This is a genomic window from Streptococcus sp. 20925_1_69 (genome assembly GCF_041432365.1).
In the GTDB taxonomy this organism is placed as follows: Bacteria; Bacillota; Bacilli; order Lactobacillales; family Streptococcaceae; genus Streptococcus.
On the sequence record NZ_JAPVZL010000008.1, the window covers coordinates 1 to 19,347 of the forward strand.

Consider the following 19,347-nt stretch of genomic DNA (forward strand, 5'->3'; position numbering starts at 1 on the left):
CCTGCGTTTGGTTTCTTAGTATCTTCAACAGTACGTACTAATTCTTCTACAGGAATAACTTGTGTTTGACCATCTTGAGTTGAAACTTTAGCATTTCCTTTGTCATCAACTACTACAATTGAGTTTGGATTTACAGCTTCAACTGCTGCTTTAATCTTCTCCTTCTCAGCATCTGTCAACTTAGCAGGATCATTTACAACTACTTTATCCGCTGGTTTAACGATATCGTTACCTGCTTTTGGATCATTTGCTGTATCTGCAGTTTTCACTACTTGCTCAGGAGTGATGATTTCTTTGTGTCCATCTGGAGTTGTAACAGTAACATTTCCATCTGCGTCTTGAGTGATTTCTTTAGCATCTGGATTTACTTTCTTAACAGCTTCTAAGACCTTAGCTTTTTCATCATCTGTTAAAGCACTTGGATCATTTACAAGAACTTTGTCAGCCGGAATATTCACTTCACCTACAGCATTAATAGCCGCTTTATCTGACTCTTCAATTCCATTAACAGCGTCTGCGGTTTTAGCTGCATCTACAGATTTCTTAGCTTGATCTGCGATTGCATCTACTTGAGCTTTAAGATCTTCTTTAGCTTTAGGAGTCAAGTCGTCGCGAGCGTCAATTGCTGCTTTTTTAGCTGTTGCTTCTTCATCAATTGCTTTACGAGCATTTGGCTTATCTTCTACAACAGGTACAGATTTTTCAATTTCACCTTCAGCTTCTTCTTGAAGTTGCTTAACTTCTGCATCTGTTCCAGCTTTATCGATTTCTTCCTTAGCTTCTTCTGCTAGAGCTTTCGCTGCATCTGCTGCAACTTTCTTCTCATCATCTGTAGCATCTGGAGTGTTAGCAATTTCTTTTAATTGCTCAGCTAATTTATCATCAATTGCTTTCTTAGCTGCTGGTTTGGCTTTGGCTTCTGGATTTACAGCTGCAACTTCATCTACACCTGTTTTCTTAGCTGCATCTACTGCTGCTTGAGCTTCTGCTGCTTTTTCTGGTGTCTCTGCATTAGCTGGTTGATCGTTGATTGCATCTGTTGCTTCCTTAGCTTTATCTTGAGCTTCTTTCTTAGCTGCGTCTTTTTCTTCTTTCGTCAAATCTGGACGAGCGTCAATTGCTTTTTCTTTTTCTGCTAACTCATCAGCGATTGCTTTCTTAGCTGCTTCTTTAGCTACTGGGTTAACTTTCGCAATGTCACCTGTGCCAGTTTCTTTAGCTGCGTCTACTGCTGCATCTGTTGGTGCTGCATCTACTGCTGCTTTAGCTTTATCAGCGGCATCTTTAGCGGCATCTTTAGCGGCTTTCTTCTCGGCATCAGTTAAATCTGGACGAGCGTCAATGGCTGCTTCTTTAGCTTTAAGTGCATCGTCAATGGCTTTCTTAGCTGCTGGTTTCTTAGCCGCTTCTGGATTTACAGCTGCAACTTCATCTACACCTGTTTTCTTAGCTGCATCTACTGCTTTTTGAGCTTCTGCTGCTTTTTCTGGTGTTTCTGCGATAGATGGTTGATCATTGATTGCATCTGTTGCTGCTTTAGCTTTATCTTGAGCTTCTTTCTTAGCTGCTGCTTTTTCTTCGTCAGTTAAGTCTGGACGAGCATCGATGGCTGCTTCTTTCTTAGCTAATTCATCTGCTACTGCCTTCTTAGCTACTTCTTTAGCTACTGAGTTAACTTTCGCAATGTCACCTGTACCAGTTTCTTTAGCTGCGTCTACTGCTACATCCGTTGGTGCTGCATCAATTGCTTCTTTAGCTTTATCAGCGGCATCCTTAGCGGCGTCCTTAGCAGCTTTCTTCTCGTCATCAGTTAAATCTGGACGAGCGTCAATGGCTGCTTCTTTAGCTTTAAGTGCATCGTCAATCGCTTTCTTAGCTGCTGGTTTCTTAACTGCTTCTGGATTTACAGCTGCAACTTCATCTACACCTGTTTTCTTAGCTGCGTCTACTGCTGCATTGCTTGGTGCTGCATCAATTGCTTCTTTAGCTTTATCAGCGGCTGCTTTAGCTTCATCCTTAGCGGCTTTCTTCTCTTCATCAGTTAAATCTGGACGAGCGTCAATTGCTGCTTCTTTAGCTTTAAGTGCATCGTCAATCGCTTTCTTAGCTGCTGGTTTCTTAACTGCTACTGGATTCACTGCAGTAACTTCATCTACACCTGTTTTCTTAGCCGCATCTACTGCATCTTGAGCTGTTTTAGCTGCTGTTGGTGTAGTTGCTGTATCAGGTTGTTCATTGATTTTCGCTAATTGTGCATCAGCTTTATCTTTTGCTTCATTCTTAGCTGCTGTTTTTTCTTCATCAGTTAAGTCTGGACGAGCATCGATTTCTTTATTTTTAGCTGTTAACGCATCATTAATTGCTTTCTTAGCTTCTTCTTTTGCTACTGGAGTTACATTTGCAACTGCTGTAGTTCCATCTGCTTTAGCTTTATCAACGGCTGCATTTGTAGTTGCATTATCAACTGCTGCTTTTGCTACATCTGCTTGCGCTTTTGCTACTTCTTTAGCTTTAGTTTTCTCTTCTGGAGTTAAATCTGTGCGAGCATCGATTTCTTGGTTTTTAGCTGTTAGCGCATCGTCGATTGCTTGTTTAGCTTCCGCTTTCTTAGCTGCTACTGGATTTACAGCTTTAACATCTGCTACACCTTTATCTTTTGCTGCATCTACTGCTTTTTGAGCTTCTGCTGCTTTTTCTGGTGTTTCTGCGTTATCTGGCTGTGCGTTAATAGCGTCCGTCTCTTCTTTTGCTTTATCTTGAGCTTCTTTCTTAGCTGCGTCTTTTTCTTCTTTCGTCAAATCAGTACGAGCGTCGATTGCTTTTTCTTTCTTAGCTAACTCATCAGCGATTGCTTTCTTAGCTGCTTCTTTAGCTACTGGATTTACTTTCTTAAGTTCATCTCCAATTTTTCCTGCTGCAGTATCAACATCCGCATTAGTTTTTGCTGCATCGACAGCTTCCTTAGCTTTATCAGCTGCTGCTTTTGCTGCTTCTTTAGCTTTAGTTTTCTCTTCTGGAGTTAGATCTGGACGAGCATCGATTGCTTTGTTTTTAGCTGCTAACGCATCGTCAATCGCTTTCTTAGCTTCATCTTTCTTAGCAATTACAGGATTATCTGTTTTAATCTTGTCAGTTCCTGCTTTTTCTACTTTATCTAACTCAGGTTTAGTTGTAGCATTAGAGTTAGCAATATCTTGAAGAGCTTTAGCTTTATCTGCATTTACTTGCTCGATTGCTTTATCTTTTTCTTCTTTAGTTGCTTCTGGGTTATTGTTAATAGCCTCAATTTGCTTCTCAGCTGCTTTATTAACCTCATCGATAGCTGGTTGTTTGTCTAGAGTTACAAATTCTGACAATGGTTTTTTATCTGTAGAACCGTCTGTGTATGTTACTACAAGATTTCCTTGGTCATCTTTTGTTACTGAGGCAATCTTAGCCTTAGCATCTGCAGCATCTACAGTTTTACCTTTTTTGTCAGCTAAGTTAGCATCATCATTGTTATTAGAGTACTCAATTTGTAGTTTTTCTTTGATTTTCTCTAATTCTGCTTCTGTTACGTTAGCTGGATCTGTTACAGCAACTTTTTCAGTTGGAGCTGCAATGTCATATTTAGATGTTTGGTTTTTAACGATAAACTCAACATATCCTGGTTTTTGTTGGCGTACTGCATCGTCAGTTGAAGCATCAAAGTTCTGATCCTCTGGTAATGATCTTGCATTATCATTGTCATTAGCAACAACAAAACTTGTCCATTTGTTTGGAGCTGTAAGTGTTGTAACACCTGTCATCTTGATAGTTGCTGTTCTCTTATCGTCAGATACTGTTCCTTCGCCATTTGTAACTACATCGTTATCAATCTTACCTGTTGTAAATCCATAACCTGCAGTGTTATCATTTCCAACACCACCTGGTCCACGTAGGTACAAATCTTTAACTTCTGCATCATCTGAAGCTTTGAATGTTAAGTCAGTATTTTCACCAGTATAAACATAGATTTGTTTCTTATCTGGGTTTGAGTATGGAAGTTCTACTGTTGGTGCTGGGTTTGTACGTGCAAAGTCAGTTAATGGTTTAGTATCTTTAGAACCGTCTTTATAGGTTACTACAACATTGTTTCCATCTTTTGTAATAGATTCAATACGATCATCTTGATTTTCTACTTCTTTACCTTTTTTATCAGCTAGATTTTTATCTGGGTTTTCAGTAGAGTATTGAATTTTAATATTTTTCTTAATCTCATTAAACTCAGCTTCTGTGACATTATTAGCATCCACTACAGGAACTTTTGTTTCTGGAGTTTTAATGTCATATTTTGCTGTTTGAGCTTTTAGTTTAATAGTGAATGAACCTGGGTCTTTCGCATATGAATCACTAGTTGCAATATTAGAAAGTTCTCTTCCATCAGTATCTGTTGCTGTTGCATAACGAGTTACAATTTTAAGTTCTTGATTTGGTTCTTTAGGGAAGGAACTTGCAGGAATTCCAGAGTTATCTTTTGAAATGTTCCCTTGAATTTTTACGATAGCAGGATTCTCAGCTGTCGCTACTGTTTCAGTAGAAATTTTTTCAACTGTTGTATTGAACTCATTATTCAATACATTTGGATTTGATGCATCTTTAACTGGCGATTCATTATTTCCACCACGTAAAACGTTTGCTGATGCTATTTTTCCTGAATCATCTGTAAATTTAATAGGAATTTCAAAGTCTTCATTGGCATACACGTAAACGTCTTTTTTACCGTCTACTGAGTATGGAATTTCAACTGTTGGAGCTTCGTTAGTACGTGCAAATTTAGTTAATGGTAATGTATCTGTAGATCCATCTTTATACGTTACCACCATATTGTTATCTACTTTTGTAACAGATTTAATTTTAGTATCTTTGTCATCAACATTTTCGTTACGTTTTGATACTAAGTTAGCATCTGTATTTTTTGCAGAATAGTGAAGTTTGATATTGGCATTGTTTTCACCAACTAGTTTCTTAAACTCTGCATCTGTTACGTTATTAGCATCAACTACTGGGAACTTAGCAGATTCTTCTGCCGGTGTTGTAACATCATACTTTTGAGTTTGAGGTTTAAGCATGACACGGAAAGCGTGGTCATTAGCAGCATCCTTTCCAGAACCAGCAAATTTTGTTCCTTCAACATCTGTAACTGCTACATAACGCCAACCTAGAGCTAGCCCCTGTGGAGTTTCTCCTCTAGTCGCTGCGTCTAGTCTATCTTGTGATAAATTATCTACTGCCTTCGGAGTACCTGAGTATGTGATAACCGCTGGTGTCGCGTCCGATGCTGGTGTTTCAGTTTTAAACTCGTTTGCTGTATATCCATACTGGGTATTGATTTTATCAGTCTCACCGTCTACAGGTTTGAAAGCATTGCTTCCCCATTGTTCCAGTGTGGCTTTTGCAACCTTATCCGAATCATCTTTGATTTTAATATTGAAAGAGTTTTCTTCTGCACCATAAACATAAATTTCTCGGTTAGCTGCATCTGAGTATGGAATTTCTACAGTCGGAGGCTCGTTTGTACGTGCCACATCTGCAACTGGAGTGGTGTCTACTGAACCATCTTTATAGGTAACAGTAACTGTTCCATTTTCAACAGTGATTCCGTTTTCTGCTACTACTGTATTTTTATCTGCTAAGACTTCCCCTCTGTGAGACGCTAGTCGAGCATCTTGTGTAGTTGCAATATCAGAATATTGAATCTTAATTTTTTCTTTAATTTTGGCAATATCTGCTTCAGTTAAGCTATCAATATTTGAAACAGCAATCTTATCAGCATTTGATTCTGGCAATTTGATGCTATATTTGTATGTTTGAGATTTAACAACTAGTCTGAAATAACCCAAAGCATTTTTCCCTGATGTTTTTTCAATTTTTGCTCCTGCATCATCATAGACCTGTAAATATCTATCTCCTAGTCCCGCATGTTGACTTTCTTGTTTTGTATAAGCAGGTAGTTTTTTAAACTCTTCGTTTGGTTTTCCGGTAACTCTAACCGGCGCCGGTCCTTGCGTTGCATCTAAAATTGAATGATAAGTCCAACCCCAACCGTCTATTTCTTCAGCTTCAAATGGATCATCTACCTTCTTACTTTTGTTCAAGAACTGACCACTGCCACCTTTAACACCTGCTTTAGTAATCTTCCCTGCTGTCGAATTTACAGTAATATTAACATTTGCATCTTCTTCGTTATAAAGATAGATTTCTTTTGTAGAGTCATTAGAAAACTCCATAGTATAGCTTATGCTATCTAAAGTCTTTGTTGTTTCTGTACGTAACGCATTCTCTTTATCCATCTCTTTACCGTTACGTGGGTCATTAGATCCTGTATTTTCGATTGAGTTAGAATCAGATTTTGGTTCAGTGTTTTCTGCTTTTTTACCTACAGTTGGTTGCCCGTTAGTAGTGTCTACTTTCGGAGCTTCTTTTGGTTTGTTTTTTAACCCTGAACTAACAAACATCACTAGTTTCTGATAAGCCGTTGTCAATTCATCTTGAGTAGTTGCAGAAGCGAGTACAGACTCAGCAGAAGCCAATTTACCATTTAAAAGAGCAAGACTTTCCTCTGTTTTATTAGCATACTTGCCTGCAGAAAGTTTTGATTTAACTTCTGAAATATAGCTTTCAAGTTGGGTCTTGTCCAAAGCTGGAGTTGCTGGCTGAGCAGTAGCTGTGTCTCCAGGTTGGATTTGATCCGCTTGAACAGATACAGCTCCATTACCTAAGAACATGAAGAGAGCAGCGACCGCTACACTAGCCGCCCCAAAACTATATTTACGGATCGAGTAACGAGTGACCTTCTCACGGTGCAGACGTTCAACACGACTCATAGATGGTTTGTTTTCCATTATTTTCTTTTCTCCTTTTGTGAGGTTAATTAATTTGATTTCCACATGACATCTGTATGTAGAGATCTACGATTTACATTTTATCTTATTTTCAATATATATGCAAATGATTTGATTTAAAATTTTCGCAAAAAAAAAAAGCGTTTTGGGAAAGTAAGGGATTTTCAGATAAATTAGTTTTGTATATTTTCTTGTTTTTGTAAATAAATAATCCGCATATTTTTATAATAAATTTGCTTTTGTTTTAATTCCATCCATAAAGATAGCGCATTCATATAGGATTGGTAGTAAAATAAATAAGTTTGATGGGTGAAACAAACTATTTTTGCACTGCATAAGAAAAAATTATCCGTAAAAAATATGAACCAAAAATAAAACATGCTACCTCATTTCGGTAACATGTCATCGTTTTCTACTTACAACAAGGCCTCAAACTCAGCCACGGTCATTCCCAATTGATGGCTAGCAACCTCGGAAGTCAGAAGACCTTGGCGGACCATATCCAGAAATGCAAAAAGTTTCCCTTCTTCCCTTCCTTCAACTTTCCCACGTTCCAACCCCTGTTCAAGACCTTCCGCCCTAGCTGTTTCCAAGGCATAGTCCTGTGCTAACAAGGCTTGTTCTTCACGCATACGTAGTTGACTAAACATTTTCCTGTCCTCCTCGGACCAGCTCTTGTAGTCTAGCAGTTGGTCTGCTTGGCTGATGGCTCGCTCGGGTTGCTGGGTAAAGGGCTTATTCCCAAAAAACTCCAACCATGGTTTGCGAATACTATCTTTGCTGGTTTCTCTGTATTTTTAGGTCTTATTTATGATGGTCTTTCAATAGTGACTCAAATTCAGCTATAGACATACCCAATTGCTCACTCGCAAATTCGGAAGTTAAAACATGTTGGCGCACTAAATCAAGAAAGGTAAATATTTTCCCACGCTCCAGTCCCTGTTCAACTCCCTCTGCTCGTCCTCGTTCAAGCCCCTCAGCTCGCCCACGTTCAAGGCCACGTTCTAACCCTCTTTCTTCAGCTTTTTCTAAGGCATAATCCTGTGCCAACAAGGCTTGTTCTTCTCGCATACGTAGTTGACTAAACATTTTCCTGTCCTCCTCAGACCAGCTCTTGTAGTCCAGCAGTTGGTCTGCTTGGCTGATGGCTCGCTCGGGTTGCTGGGTAAAGGGCTTATTCCCAAAAAACTCCAACCACGGTTTGCGAATGCTATCTTTGCTGGTTTCTCTGTATTTTTTTAATTCCAAGAACGCCATCTTAACCAGATGATGTTCCTGTCCGTTATTGGTGATGGTTAATGCTTCACCTGTCGTGTCTTCTCGCATACTAAAACTGTGAAAGGCTAAATCATCTTGGAAGTAATTACTGTCCACGATTGCGATAGCATATACTGGTGCGATGTGTTTGTAACTCTGATGAGTATTTCCTTCTTGCTGGCGAATTTTTTCAAGATTTTGATTGACCTGACTGCACAGGTAAGCCCACAGGCGATTGATGAAAAAATTCTGATGATGAACTTGGATTTCAATAATTACTTGCGTGCCATTGTCCAACTCTGCCAAGACGTCTATACTAGTATAGAAATCCTGCGCCGAGTAGGGCAGGGAAGGCAAGACATGAATATTGCTTCCCTCCAAAATGGTTACATTTTTGGCTGGTAAGTCCAGCATATCGCGGATAAATTGACAAGTGATTTCTGGATTGCTAAAGATTTTCTTAGCAACCAAGTCATTGGTTGGGCTGATGCCCGGATGTCTTAAAGTCATCCATTTCCTCCTCTTATTATACCATAGTTTTAAATCTAATTTTGTTAGATTCGATGGTTCTATCTATTTATTCGGAAAGGAAATGAATTCTGAAGATATTTTATCTCGTTTCAACTAAAATATAAGCTTGATCAATCAACTGTCCATCAATAGTCAGATTCAGATAGAAATCCAAGGTCTTATCAGCAGCAAAATACAGGGTTGGTATGGTCAAATCTTTTTTGCTTTCCTCAGCTTGGAATTGAAGGACTTGAATTTCGTCCTGATAGGCGACACCATGGACACCTGTCCCCGGTTGAATCGAAATCTTAGCCTCCAAAGGAGTATTACTTTCGCTACGTTCAATCCTAAAATGAAGAGTCTCTCCCTTTGTCACAGCTAGACTTTTTTCTGCAAATGCTAGTCCCTGAACAGCTACTTTTTGTGATAACCTCGGAGTTTTATAGAGAGCAATCTTGGTCAATACAGGCATAGATTGTGTCTCGGTAATCATCACGCGCACCTTCTGTGCCTCTACTAGCGGACCTCGCAAGAGGCGCTTATAACCAACTGTGAAGCCCGTACCAAATTCCTGCAAGACGCCATCCACCTCTACTTGCACATGAAAAGCAGCGATTCGTTGCCCTAGCTTCAAATCTTCTCTTAACTCAATTACATCAAAAGTTTTAGGTGACCCTAAGTCGAGTTCTAACTGAATGGGCAAGTCTGCATCGCTTGCCCAAGAGCTGGTCTCAAGACCATCTGTCAAATGGTGACAAGCAAAGTCTGCGGAAAGAGCAGGACCAGATACCTTGGCTCTCAGAGCCAAATCTTCTTTATAGAGCTCGTCACGATAAGCCGCAAATTCATAGAGGCGTTCAATATCCTTCTGGTCAAAGAGCCCATCTTGATTCGGCGGAATATTGAGCAAGAGAGGTGTTCCCCTCCCCACCGAGTGAAAATAAATCTCTACCAACTCCTCAAGTGACTTAGGATCTTGATCCTCATGGTAAAACCAGCCCGGCCGGATGGAAACATCTGCCTCACCGATTGAAAAAATCGTGCCCGAGGGATCTCCGTGCTGAAGATAATCCAACTCTGCTTCTGTTCCTAGTTGATCTGGATTTACCTTTTGCCACAGGGGATCACCTGCATACCCTCGTTCATTGCCAATCCAGCGAATACTAGTGCCTTCTGTTGAAAAAATCAAGCAATCGCCCTGCAGTTCACGAATGGTTTCAAACCATTTTTCAAATTCATAATTGACCTTTTGAGCGCCCTCTCCTCTGGCACCATCCATCCAGACCTCAGCAAATTTTCCCGCATTACCATAGGCAGGATTTGATAAAATTTCCTTCAGCTGAGCCAGATAATAGACATTATAGTCCGCTTCTAGGTCCACATGATAGAGGGGGCTGTGGGCATCCCAGGGTGATAGGTAGACCCCCATATCCATATCAAACTCTGTTGCAGCTTGGGATACTTGAAGGAGTAAATCACCCTCTCCATTCCTCCAAGGGCTGGCCTTGACCGAATAATCTGTGTGAGCCGTCGGATAGAGGACAAAGCCGTCGTGGTGCTTGACCACCAAAATCAACTTTTTAAAGCCCGTTTCCTTGAGCACACGAACCCACTCACGCGCATCTAACCTTGTCGGGTTAAAGCGTTCAGGATCCTCCTGACCTGTCCCCCATTCCTGGTCATAAAAAGTATTGGGACCAAAATGGATAAAGGCTGCTAGTTCATCCTCAAAATACGCTAGCTGGGCCTGACTAGGCAAGGGCCCATGAGGTTTTATTTCTCTCACCATACTACTTCCTATCTACATTTTTCTTTACTTTTTTGGCATGTATTTGTAATTCTGTTAACGCTAGGGGGCTTGCCAAGTTTTCAAATCGAAGACGAAGGGCATAGGTCTCCACCTTGTCAAATTCAAAACGAATCTCTTCATCCTTGTCGCTTGAAATTTTTCGGATACCTGATACAGGTCGCCAATTCTCCTCTTGCTTGAGCAGGGAATCCTTATCCAAATGATTGGGAGTCCGAGGTAAAGTAGGCTCATTCCCTACATAATAATCAATAAAAGTAGGCTCCATCGCCACGTAGTCTTGATTCTCAACATAATACAAGATCACATTATCCACAAATCGCGGTTTTAAAATGCCTGCATCTCCAAAAAGAATGCCCACGCTGGCTTGCTCTGACTTGCTAATCCAGGTATTGGCTGTCGATTTCTTCCGAGCAATGACCTTGTCATTGAGGTAAGAGGCTGGGTGATTCGGCTCTGAATGAGAAGCAAAGACCAGAGGCAGGTTGGATCCTGTCCACTGATTGGAAATAACTTCCCCATCTACACTGGTATCTGTCACATGAATGGTAACTGTTGCTGGCAACTCACAGCCCGCTACTTGCCCTGTGAGCACACATTCTCCTACCTGAGCATAGACTTGAGGATTGAGTTCATCCCAAGTCACCTTGGCCGTATCTCGTCTGCCATCTGATAAGACTAGCTTGACTCGGTCTGGTAAATGTGGGACTTCCTTGACAAGCGTCCAGACCCTTTCAGGCTCAATAGCGCAAATCCCTTGGACACAAATCTGAGCAGAAGCCTTTATATCCAGCCCCTCAAGATGACCAGATACCGTAAATTTATGAAAGCTTGCTATATCTTCTTCGGAGATTGCCTCCCAAACAACCTTGACTCGTTTTGCACTACCGGACTCATAGTCCACCAAGACTGAAGATGGCAGCTGTGGATAAGTCCCCCTATCTGTATACAAGCGAAGTGGTCGTACAGAAACTGCTTGCCCTAGTGAGGTATTTTCTGCGACCTGCAAATGAGTTTGATAGATCTTGCCTTGATACATGGCGCGAATAGCCAAGTCCCCTGCAGACAAGCAATGAAGTACTCCCTGCTTGATAATGGCGTGAGCACTACCACTCGTTTCCCAAATCACTTCACTATTCCCCACCTTGTTCACAGGGTTATCCACAGTTTGTGGATAAAGTCCAATAGCTGGGGAATCTCCTTCTTGTAAGCCTGCCTGCTTGTCCACTCGAATCTCAAATAAGCGCTGATTTTTTACTGACTTGCAATCAAAAGCCTCTCCCACTAAGATATCAAAACTTGCTTGCTCTAGCCCTCTAGCACTAGCTTTTACTCTGACTAGACCTGCCTGCTCCAAGCTCTGAACTAAGAGGACACCTCTGCCATGAAAGGCTTTCCTCTTAAAACGACCATTTTTCTGGGCTTGGTAACGTTCACGACTAGCCTGCCTGCCATTATCCACACCCACAATGCGAGCAGGGCCCTCAATTTTAAAATGAATCTGATTGGAAGCACTCGACACCCAATTTCCTGATTTATCCAATACATCAAAGTAGAGATAAAGGAGGTCTTGCCCATCTGGTTTAAGTTGTGTTTTTTCGGCATGAAGCCCAATCTTAGCAGGCTTACCTGCAGTCACCACCCTATCTTCTGCCACAAGCTGACCTTGACGGTCATAAGCCACAGCACGCAATTCTCCCGGTTGATAAGCCAAACGCCATTCGAGATAGAGTTGGTCAGAACCTTCTCCCTCTTGGTATTTTCTGCCATCTGAAGTCCATTTTTCCTGAAATGTTTTCAAACCTTGGGATTTTCCATTAAGAAATAGCTCTACAGAGCCAGCATTTGAATACACTCGAACAGGGATATCCCCATACTTATCCACAACTTGTTGATAACTCTTGTGGATTTCCCAATTCCAGTGAGGTAGGATATGAACCATGGGATGCTGATTACCATCCAACCACTGACTTTGGTAGAGATAATAGTCATTTTTAGGAATCCCTGCTGTGTCCACAATCCCAAAATAGGAGCTCTTGACAGGTGTGTCATTTTGATTGTGCCAAGGAGTCGGCTCACCTATATAGTCCACTCCTGTCCAGATAAACTGACCTGCATAGTCTAGCCGATTTCTATCTGCTATCCAAGAAGCCGTTGCTGTCTTCCCCCAAGGAACTCGATCATTACCATAGTCCGACTGTTCAAAATTCCTCACGCGGCGATTATCCCCAACCCATTCCTTATCAGGGCGAAAATAGCTATCACGCGTCCTTGTAGCTGATGAGGTTTCAGACCCATAAAGTCGCCACTTTGGATGTCTTTTGCGAATCCCATCAATATTATCTTCTGAGTAATTCAAGCCCACCACATCCAGCAAATCGGCTATCTTTTCATGACCTCCAGACCCATCTCCAAAGCGGAACTGATCCATTCCCATAGTCACAAAACGGCTATCATCAATCTCATTGACCCTTTCTAGCAAGCGTTTGATAGTCTTCAATGAATGAGCATCGCCATTTGCTTCGCTGACTTCATTTCCCAAGGACCACATAAAAATCGCTGGATTGTTCTTACCACGCTCAATCATGGTGCGTAAATCATAATCTGACCAGAAATCGCCTGCTTTCGCTTCTGGATGAGTCGCTTCTTCCTCAAAAAAGCGACCATAATCATATTCTTTCTTGCCTCCATACCAGGTATCAAAGGCTTCTTCTTGAATAAGTAGCCCCATTTTGGCAGCCACATCTAGCAAGATACTACTGGCTGGATTATGGGTGATTCGGATAGCGTTGACTCCCATTTCCTTCATCTGGCGCAAGCGTCTCTCGGCAGCTGACCTGTTTTCCGCAGCTCCCAGCGCTCCGTAGTCATGGTGGAGACAAACCCCATGAATCTTCAACCAGTGACCATTTAGAAAGAAGCCCTTATCTGCTTGCCAATCCATATAGCGGTAACCAAAGCTCTCCTCTTCTTCATCAACCAAAATGCCATTTTTGTAAAGGCGAGTCTTCAATTGGTAAAGGTGAGGATGGTCAATATCCCAAAGCAAAGGGTGAAAAATAGATATCGCTTGTTGAAAATGATATTTTCCCCCAGCTTCAATCACTACAGAATCTGTCACCTGCCAGTCTGACAGCTGTTGTCCTTCATACCAGATACTCTGTTCTAAATACACCGACACGGACTGAAGGCCATCATTTGAAACCTTGCTTTCAAGCTGGGTTTCCACCCAAGATTGCCTTTGCTCCTTAAGCTTGGGACTTGCTATCTTAATCCCATACAAATCTAGATGAACTGCATCTGTAATCAACAATTTTACTTCTCGGTAGATACCGCTACCAGAGTACCAACGACTGCTAGGTTGCTGATTGTCGACAAAAACCGCAAGCTGGTTGGCCGTCCCATCATTTCTTAGATAAGGCGTGATATCATAAGAAAAGGGTGTATAGCCATTGGGATAATAGCCCAGCACTTGCCCGTTGATATAGACTTGGGCATTCATATAAACCCCGTCAAAGAGCAAACGCACCAAAACAAGACTGGCATCTTCTTCCAAGTAAAACTGCGTCCGGTACCAAGCCTGACCCCCGTTTAACTGACCACCCTCATTTTGCGCTGGCGAATACTGGTCAAAATCATTGTAAATACTCCAGTCATGTGGCACTTGAATGGCCTGCCAATTTCCCCTCTGAAAATCCGACGCCAAGGCCTCTTCCTTCCCCACCTCCTGACTAAAAAACCAGTGATGCCGTAAAACTTCTTCTCTTCTCATACAAACAATCCTCTTTAAACGAATCAATATACTTGACTATAGCACAAAACAAAAGCGCTTTCAAGATTTCCTCCATCACTCCCTAAATCCTCAGAAAAGATTCTATAATTTGTGGAAAAGTCTGAAAATCATTCCCTATTCAAGCAAACTGTAATTTGCAATAAACAATACAAACCTCAAAAGAGACCAAAAAACACCCCTCTGAATGTTCATTCCAGAGAGATGTTCCTTTTGTCTTAGCTATTGTAAATCGATTGTCTAAAGTCATCTGAATCTTTGAGATAAGCTTTATAAATCGCTTTTTTCAGTTTTTGGACTGGAGTTTCGATAAAGGTATAGGTGCGCGCAGTTGTATTGCCTGCTTTAATCTGTTTCAACTCCTCTTGGACAGCTTTCTGCATCAATTCACGTAACTTCTGACTTGTCAGACTTATTTCCTGACCTTCATATTGGATTGTCAAAGGTTTCAATTGATCAATCTTACCTACTCTTTCCTTGAACTGTGCTTTTTTGAACTCAGCATAGCTCTTACCATTCAAAATTTTATTGAAAATGTAAGTATCAGATAAAGGCTTGTTCTCAGACTCTGCTTCTTCTTTAAACTGATTTGAAACATAAGGAACAAATCCTTCATAATAGCCCAAAGCAGCCATCAATTCAAAGGCTTGTTTTCTGAATGTAATATCCCCACTCATACCAGAGTCATTTTCACTAACACCATAAATGGTATCAAACATATCAACAGTATAGTAACCATTTGCTGCAATCTTACCTTTATCTGAAAAACCAGCAATGATATAACGGTTGACCATGATATGATTGTCAATCAAACTATCAACATCTGTCAATTTTTTAGCATCTTCTAAGGTCAGAGCTTGAATCTCCTCACTCTTATGAGTTGGTTTAACTGCTGGATTACGGTAATCTACCCAAGTTCTAGAACCTGTTGAAGTGATTGGCGTTATTTTTTTGAAATAACTCATCTTGTCTTCTGCAGATAAGTTTCTACTTGCCTCTGCTTCTAGGTAATCTAGAGTATAAAGGACATCAAAACTTCCCTTCATGTAAGATTGCAAATCTTCTGCCGTTTTAAATCGATCAGGTGTTTTATTGTAAAATCCATTCTGATCACTCTCATCATATACAAAGTTGAGATTAAAATAAGTATCCTTTTCTGGATTATAGGAGTTTTCAAAAATACCACGCGCATAAAACTCTGCTCCTGTACCATCTCGACGACCGTGATTATTAAACAAGACCGTTCTATCTAGTAAGTGCGTCATTTCATGAGAATAAGTCGCTGAACCTCTATCATCCAAAACTCTATCTATAAAGTAACGGACACCTAATCCATTGGCCTCAGCTCCCACCTTACTTACTGGAGAATAGTAATTCATAGGAGTCATAAACTGGTCGACCCCCTTATCAGCTCCACTACCAGTAGCTGGTGACCAAGTGCTATCAATCTGGGCATTCAGATCACTTGTATATTTCTTCATCGTATCAATAATCAAACGATTTGTCAGCAACTTATCACGATTTTCTGGTTTTGTTATACGATAAAGAGTATCAACATAGTTGGCTTGTTGTACAGCCGCTTTCTCAATTAAAGACTTGACTCTAGCAAGCTCAGCCTGATACTTAGTTGGATTAGACTGGGCAAGAGAAGTATCTATATAGGAACCAATATTACCATAGGTAATTGTCGCCATATTGCTAATCACGTAAACATTTGGTTCTTTCACATTCAAAAGACCCAAAATAGCAGCCATATTGGCCTCTTGTTTACGAGGATCCTTTTCCCCAGCTGTCAACTTACTATACAGCCCAACATGCGCTGAAGGATTTTCTTTAGATGGTTTGTCAACAATCATAGCTTGGCTAGATTTTTTAAGCCAAGTATCCGCATCATCTGACGTAAAGAGTTGGCGATTGCTGTCTAAAAATTCCTTCAAACTATCCTTACCTGTAATGGTAGATAAATACTTTGTAAATGTTTGAGGACTATTGGTCAATTTCATCTCTTCATAAGACATGGATCCTAATTTTTTCAAACTATCCAAGGCGGTCATTGTCTTATTGCCAAATGAACTTGGATTAAAGGCCAGAATATCACGAATATTCGTGTCCCCAAATTGAATATTATAAAAACGATTGATATAAGACAGTCCCAACAAGATCTGCTCTTTGTATTGCTCAAGCTCTTGTTTGACCTTGCTACGATTTTCAGGGGTATCTCCTATAATTCCCAAAGTATGTGAGGCGATCTTTTTGAAACTTGACTCAGCTTGCATCTTCGTCTGATCAAAGCTTTCTTGAATTGACAGTTTTTGAAGATACTCTGTGCGCAACATATCTTTGACCTCTTGGTCAGTAATATTTGGGTGTGTTTTTCTGAGCGCAATTCTCTTTGTTATAATATCTCGAGGATCATAGACAGGCTCCAACTGTTCTTTTAGTTTACTGTCATTTAAGAAATCTACTGATCTCGCGCTTGTGGTCAGAGCAGACACATCCACAGCATCTTCTCTCTCACTATTAACCGGAAGAATGTGTGGTTTATCCTCCTGACTACCAACTAAAATAACTCTCGGTTTCATTGGTTTTGTTATTTGACTCACTTCTTGAGGATTAACCAATTCACCAGTTTGTTCATTGATAGCGTATGTTCTGGTAAGTGTATTCTCACCAACTTCTCCTTCAGATGCTACCTTTTCTATATTTTTAGCAAGTGAAGAATCCTCTCTTCGCTCATCAGTAACAGCAATCGGTTGTATTACTTTTTCCACATTACCAACTTGAATCACTTTATCGACTGCTGAATTTACTTGTTTAGTAGTATCAGATACCGTCACCTGACCTGTTGCCTTGTCTAGTTGATAAGTCGTCCTAGTTTCCACCGAACCATCACGCCCCGCAACCGCTACTTCCTGTCGTCTGAACTCCAAAGCAGGATTCACTTGGTAAATCGTTTTATGAGATAAGACAGTAGTTTCAACACTCGGTTTAGTTCCAACTTCTACAACTTGATCAACTTTGTTAACTACTATTTTGACAGTCTTATTCTCAGAAATATTTCCACTTGCTTGATCTTTAGTATAAGTAGTAGTAACTTGTTCTTGTCCCTCAGCACCCGGAATCTTTACTCTTGTAACTCCGTGGTCTAGTGCCTCATTCTTTTCATAAACGATTTCATAAGGAACAGCTTTGGTCTCCACTTTGGTCTGAGGAAGTTGAGTGTCATCTTTATACTCTGGGAGAGCCTCCTGTATCTCAGGCTCGCCGGAAACGCCACCTTCATAAGAAGGAAGAGACGGCTCTACCAAAGGCTCACCAGAAACACCGCCTTCATAAGACGGAAGAGATGGCTCTACCGAAGGCTCACCGGAAACGCCACCCTCATAAGAAGGAGGGGACGGCTCTACCAAGGGCTCACCAGAAACACCGCCTTCATAAGACGGAAGAGATGGCTCTACCGAAGGATCGCCGGAAACACCACCTCCATAAGATGGAAGGGACGGCTCTACCAAGGACTCACCGGAAACACCGCCCTCATAAGACGGAAGGGACGGCTCCACCAAGGATTCGCCGGAAACACCACCTTCATAAGAGGGAAGGGACGGTTCCACCAAGGATTCGCCAGAAACACCACCTTCATAAGAGGGAAGGGACGGTTCCACCAAGGATTCGCCAGAAACACCACCTTCATAAGAGGGAAGGGACGGCTCCACCAAGGATTCGCCGGAAACACCACCTTCATAAGAGGAAAGCATTGGTTCTACCAAGGACTCGCCGGAAACACCGCCTTCATAAGAGGGAAGCGCTGGTTCTACCAAGGACTCACCGGAAACACCGCCTTCATAAGACGGAAGAGGTGGTTGGACTTCCGGGGCTAGGCTTATACCATTTTCTTGAAGTTCCTTCTCTTTTGCCCCGACCAAAATCACCTGAGCAACTGGTTCACGAAGCACTTCTCTCCCTACTTCATTTCGCGTAACAATACCATCGACAACCCTTACTTCTGTTAAGATTCGTTCTTGTCCCTTGGCACCTTCTATAGAAATTCTTTTTTCTCCCTTAGCCAGAGTTGGGTCAGACTGCAATTGAGTTTCAAACTCTATCTCCCCTATCCTAACTTCCAGTTTTGGCTTGTCTTCAGTAACAGTTTTCATTCCTTCATCTGGTACTTTTTTAGACTCAATACTCATACTTTTTTCAGGAGTTGGATTTAAAACAGGCTCAACTGCGTAAGATGGTTGAGGAGATTGCACAAGATCTTTAGTCGAGCTAAAATGAGATGCAGTCTGTGGTACAATCTTCTTAGATTGAGGTTCTAAACTTTCCTCCTTTTGAGATAATGCTGGCGACTCTACCTTATCAACAGAAAGTTCCTTGCTAACACTATCTCTTACCAAATAATATCCCGTAAATTCATATCCTTGGACTGTTTCAGGACTTGGTAAAAACTGACCTTCTACTCTCTTAACAAGGGCTGGTTGCAATTCTACCAGATTTTCTAAAGCAGAGATGGATGCTCCCCAACCACCAACAGTAAAGACGCTCACAAGGAAGTAAGACGCTCCCTTTTTTCTCTTGATTAAAGTGAAGGAAAGCAATAATAATCCTGCTCCCAAGATAAACATCTCATCATTAGAAAACAGACCTGTTTCTGGTAATCTTGTAGCCAATTTTCGATAGACAAAATAGTATTCTTTTCCCTCTTTTACCTCAATCTTATTTTCTTCAAACCATTGCAACTCTGATTTCAGCTTTTCAGATAAATCCTGCTCATCCAAATAATGACTTGAAATTAGTGTTGAACTCGTTTCGGTAGCCTGTACAGGTTGAGCACCCATACCAGCAAAAAATAAACTCGTTCCTAGCAAGATCGAACAAGCTCCTATTGTATATTTTCTCAAAGAAAAACGCTGCTTTCTCTCAAATTGAAATTCTTTCATCCCATATCCTATCATTCATTATTACTGTATATTTAGTATATCAGAAATAGTTTGTATTCACAAATCTTTCTAGTTATTCCCTTATCATTCCAAATTAAGGGCAACAACATACAATAATTTTTATTTAATACTCTTCGAAAATCAAATTCAAATCACGTCAGCGTCGCCTTACCGTACTCA

The 19,347-nt window shown here is 41.0% G+C and carries 5 protein-coding genes and 1 pseudogene; all 6 read right to left on the reverse strand.

Annotated features, from left to right (window positions below):
- Positions 1-6,863 (reverse strand): DUF1542 domain-containing protein (locus O3601_RS06470; RefSeq protein WP_371471867.1); only part of this gene is annotated, 6,863 nt, incomplete at its 3' end.
- 416 nt (positions 6,864-7,279) lie between these two features.
- Positions 7,280-7,660, reverse strand: a pseudogene (locus tag O3601_RS06475) (hypothetical protein); the annotation flags it as partial.
- A 7-nt stretch (positions 7,661-7,667) separates the two neighbouring features.
- Positions 7,668-8,630: an Rpn family recombination-promoting nuclease/putative transposase gene (locus tag O3601_RS06480; protein WP_371471870.1), complete on the reverse strand. Its 963-nt coding sequence runs from the start codon at positions 8,628-8,630 to the stop codon at positions 7,668-7,670.
- Between the two features lie 100 nt (positions 8,631-8,730).
- Positions 8,731-10,419 carry an alpha-L-fucosidase gene (locus O3601_RS06485; protein WP_371471872.1) on the reverse strand — a complete coding sequence of 563 codons (1,689 nt, stop codon included), beginning with the start codon at positions 10,417-10,419 and terminating at the stop codon, positions 8,731-8,733.
- A gap of 1 nt (position 10,420) precedes the next feature.
- Positions 10,421-14,209 carry a sugar-binding domain-containing protein gene (locus O3601_RS06490; protein WP_371471874.1) on the reverse strand — a complete coding sequence of 1,263 codons (3,789 nt, stop codon included), beginning with the start codon at positions 14,207-14,209 and terminating at the stop codon, positions 10,421-10,423.
- A gap of 236 nt (positions 14,210-14,445) precedes the next feature.
- Positions 14,446-19,167 (reverse strand): ZmpA/ZmpB/ZmpC family metallo-endopeptidase, encoded by a 4,722-nt coding sequence (locus O3601_RS06495; RefSeq protein WP_371471876.1) that lies wholly within the window; start codon positions 19,165-19,167, stop codon positions 14,446-14,448.
- Positions 19,168-19,347: the final 180 nt, after the last annotated feature.

Coding starts and splice junctions, on each gene's coding strand:
- O3601_RS06495 (WP_371471876.1), bottom strand. CDS start 19,167: ATGAAAGAATTTCAATTTGAGAGAAAGCAGCGTTTTTCTTTGAGAAAA.
- O3601_RS06485 (WP_371471872.1), bottom strand. CDS start 10,419: ATGGTGAGAGAAATAAAACCTCATGGGCCCTTGCCTAGTCAGGCCCAG.
- O3601_RS06490 (WP_371471874.1), bottom strand. CDS start 14,209: ATGAGAAGAGAAGAAGTTTTACGGCATCACTGGTTTTTTAGTCAGGAG.
- O3601_RS06480 (WP_371471870.1), bottom strand. CDS start 8,630: ATGACTTTAAGACATCCGGGCATCAGCCCAACCAATGACTTGGTTGCT.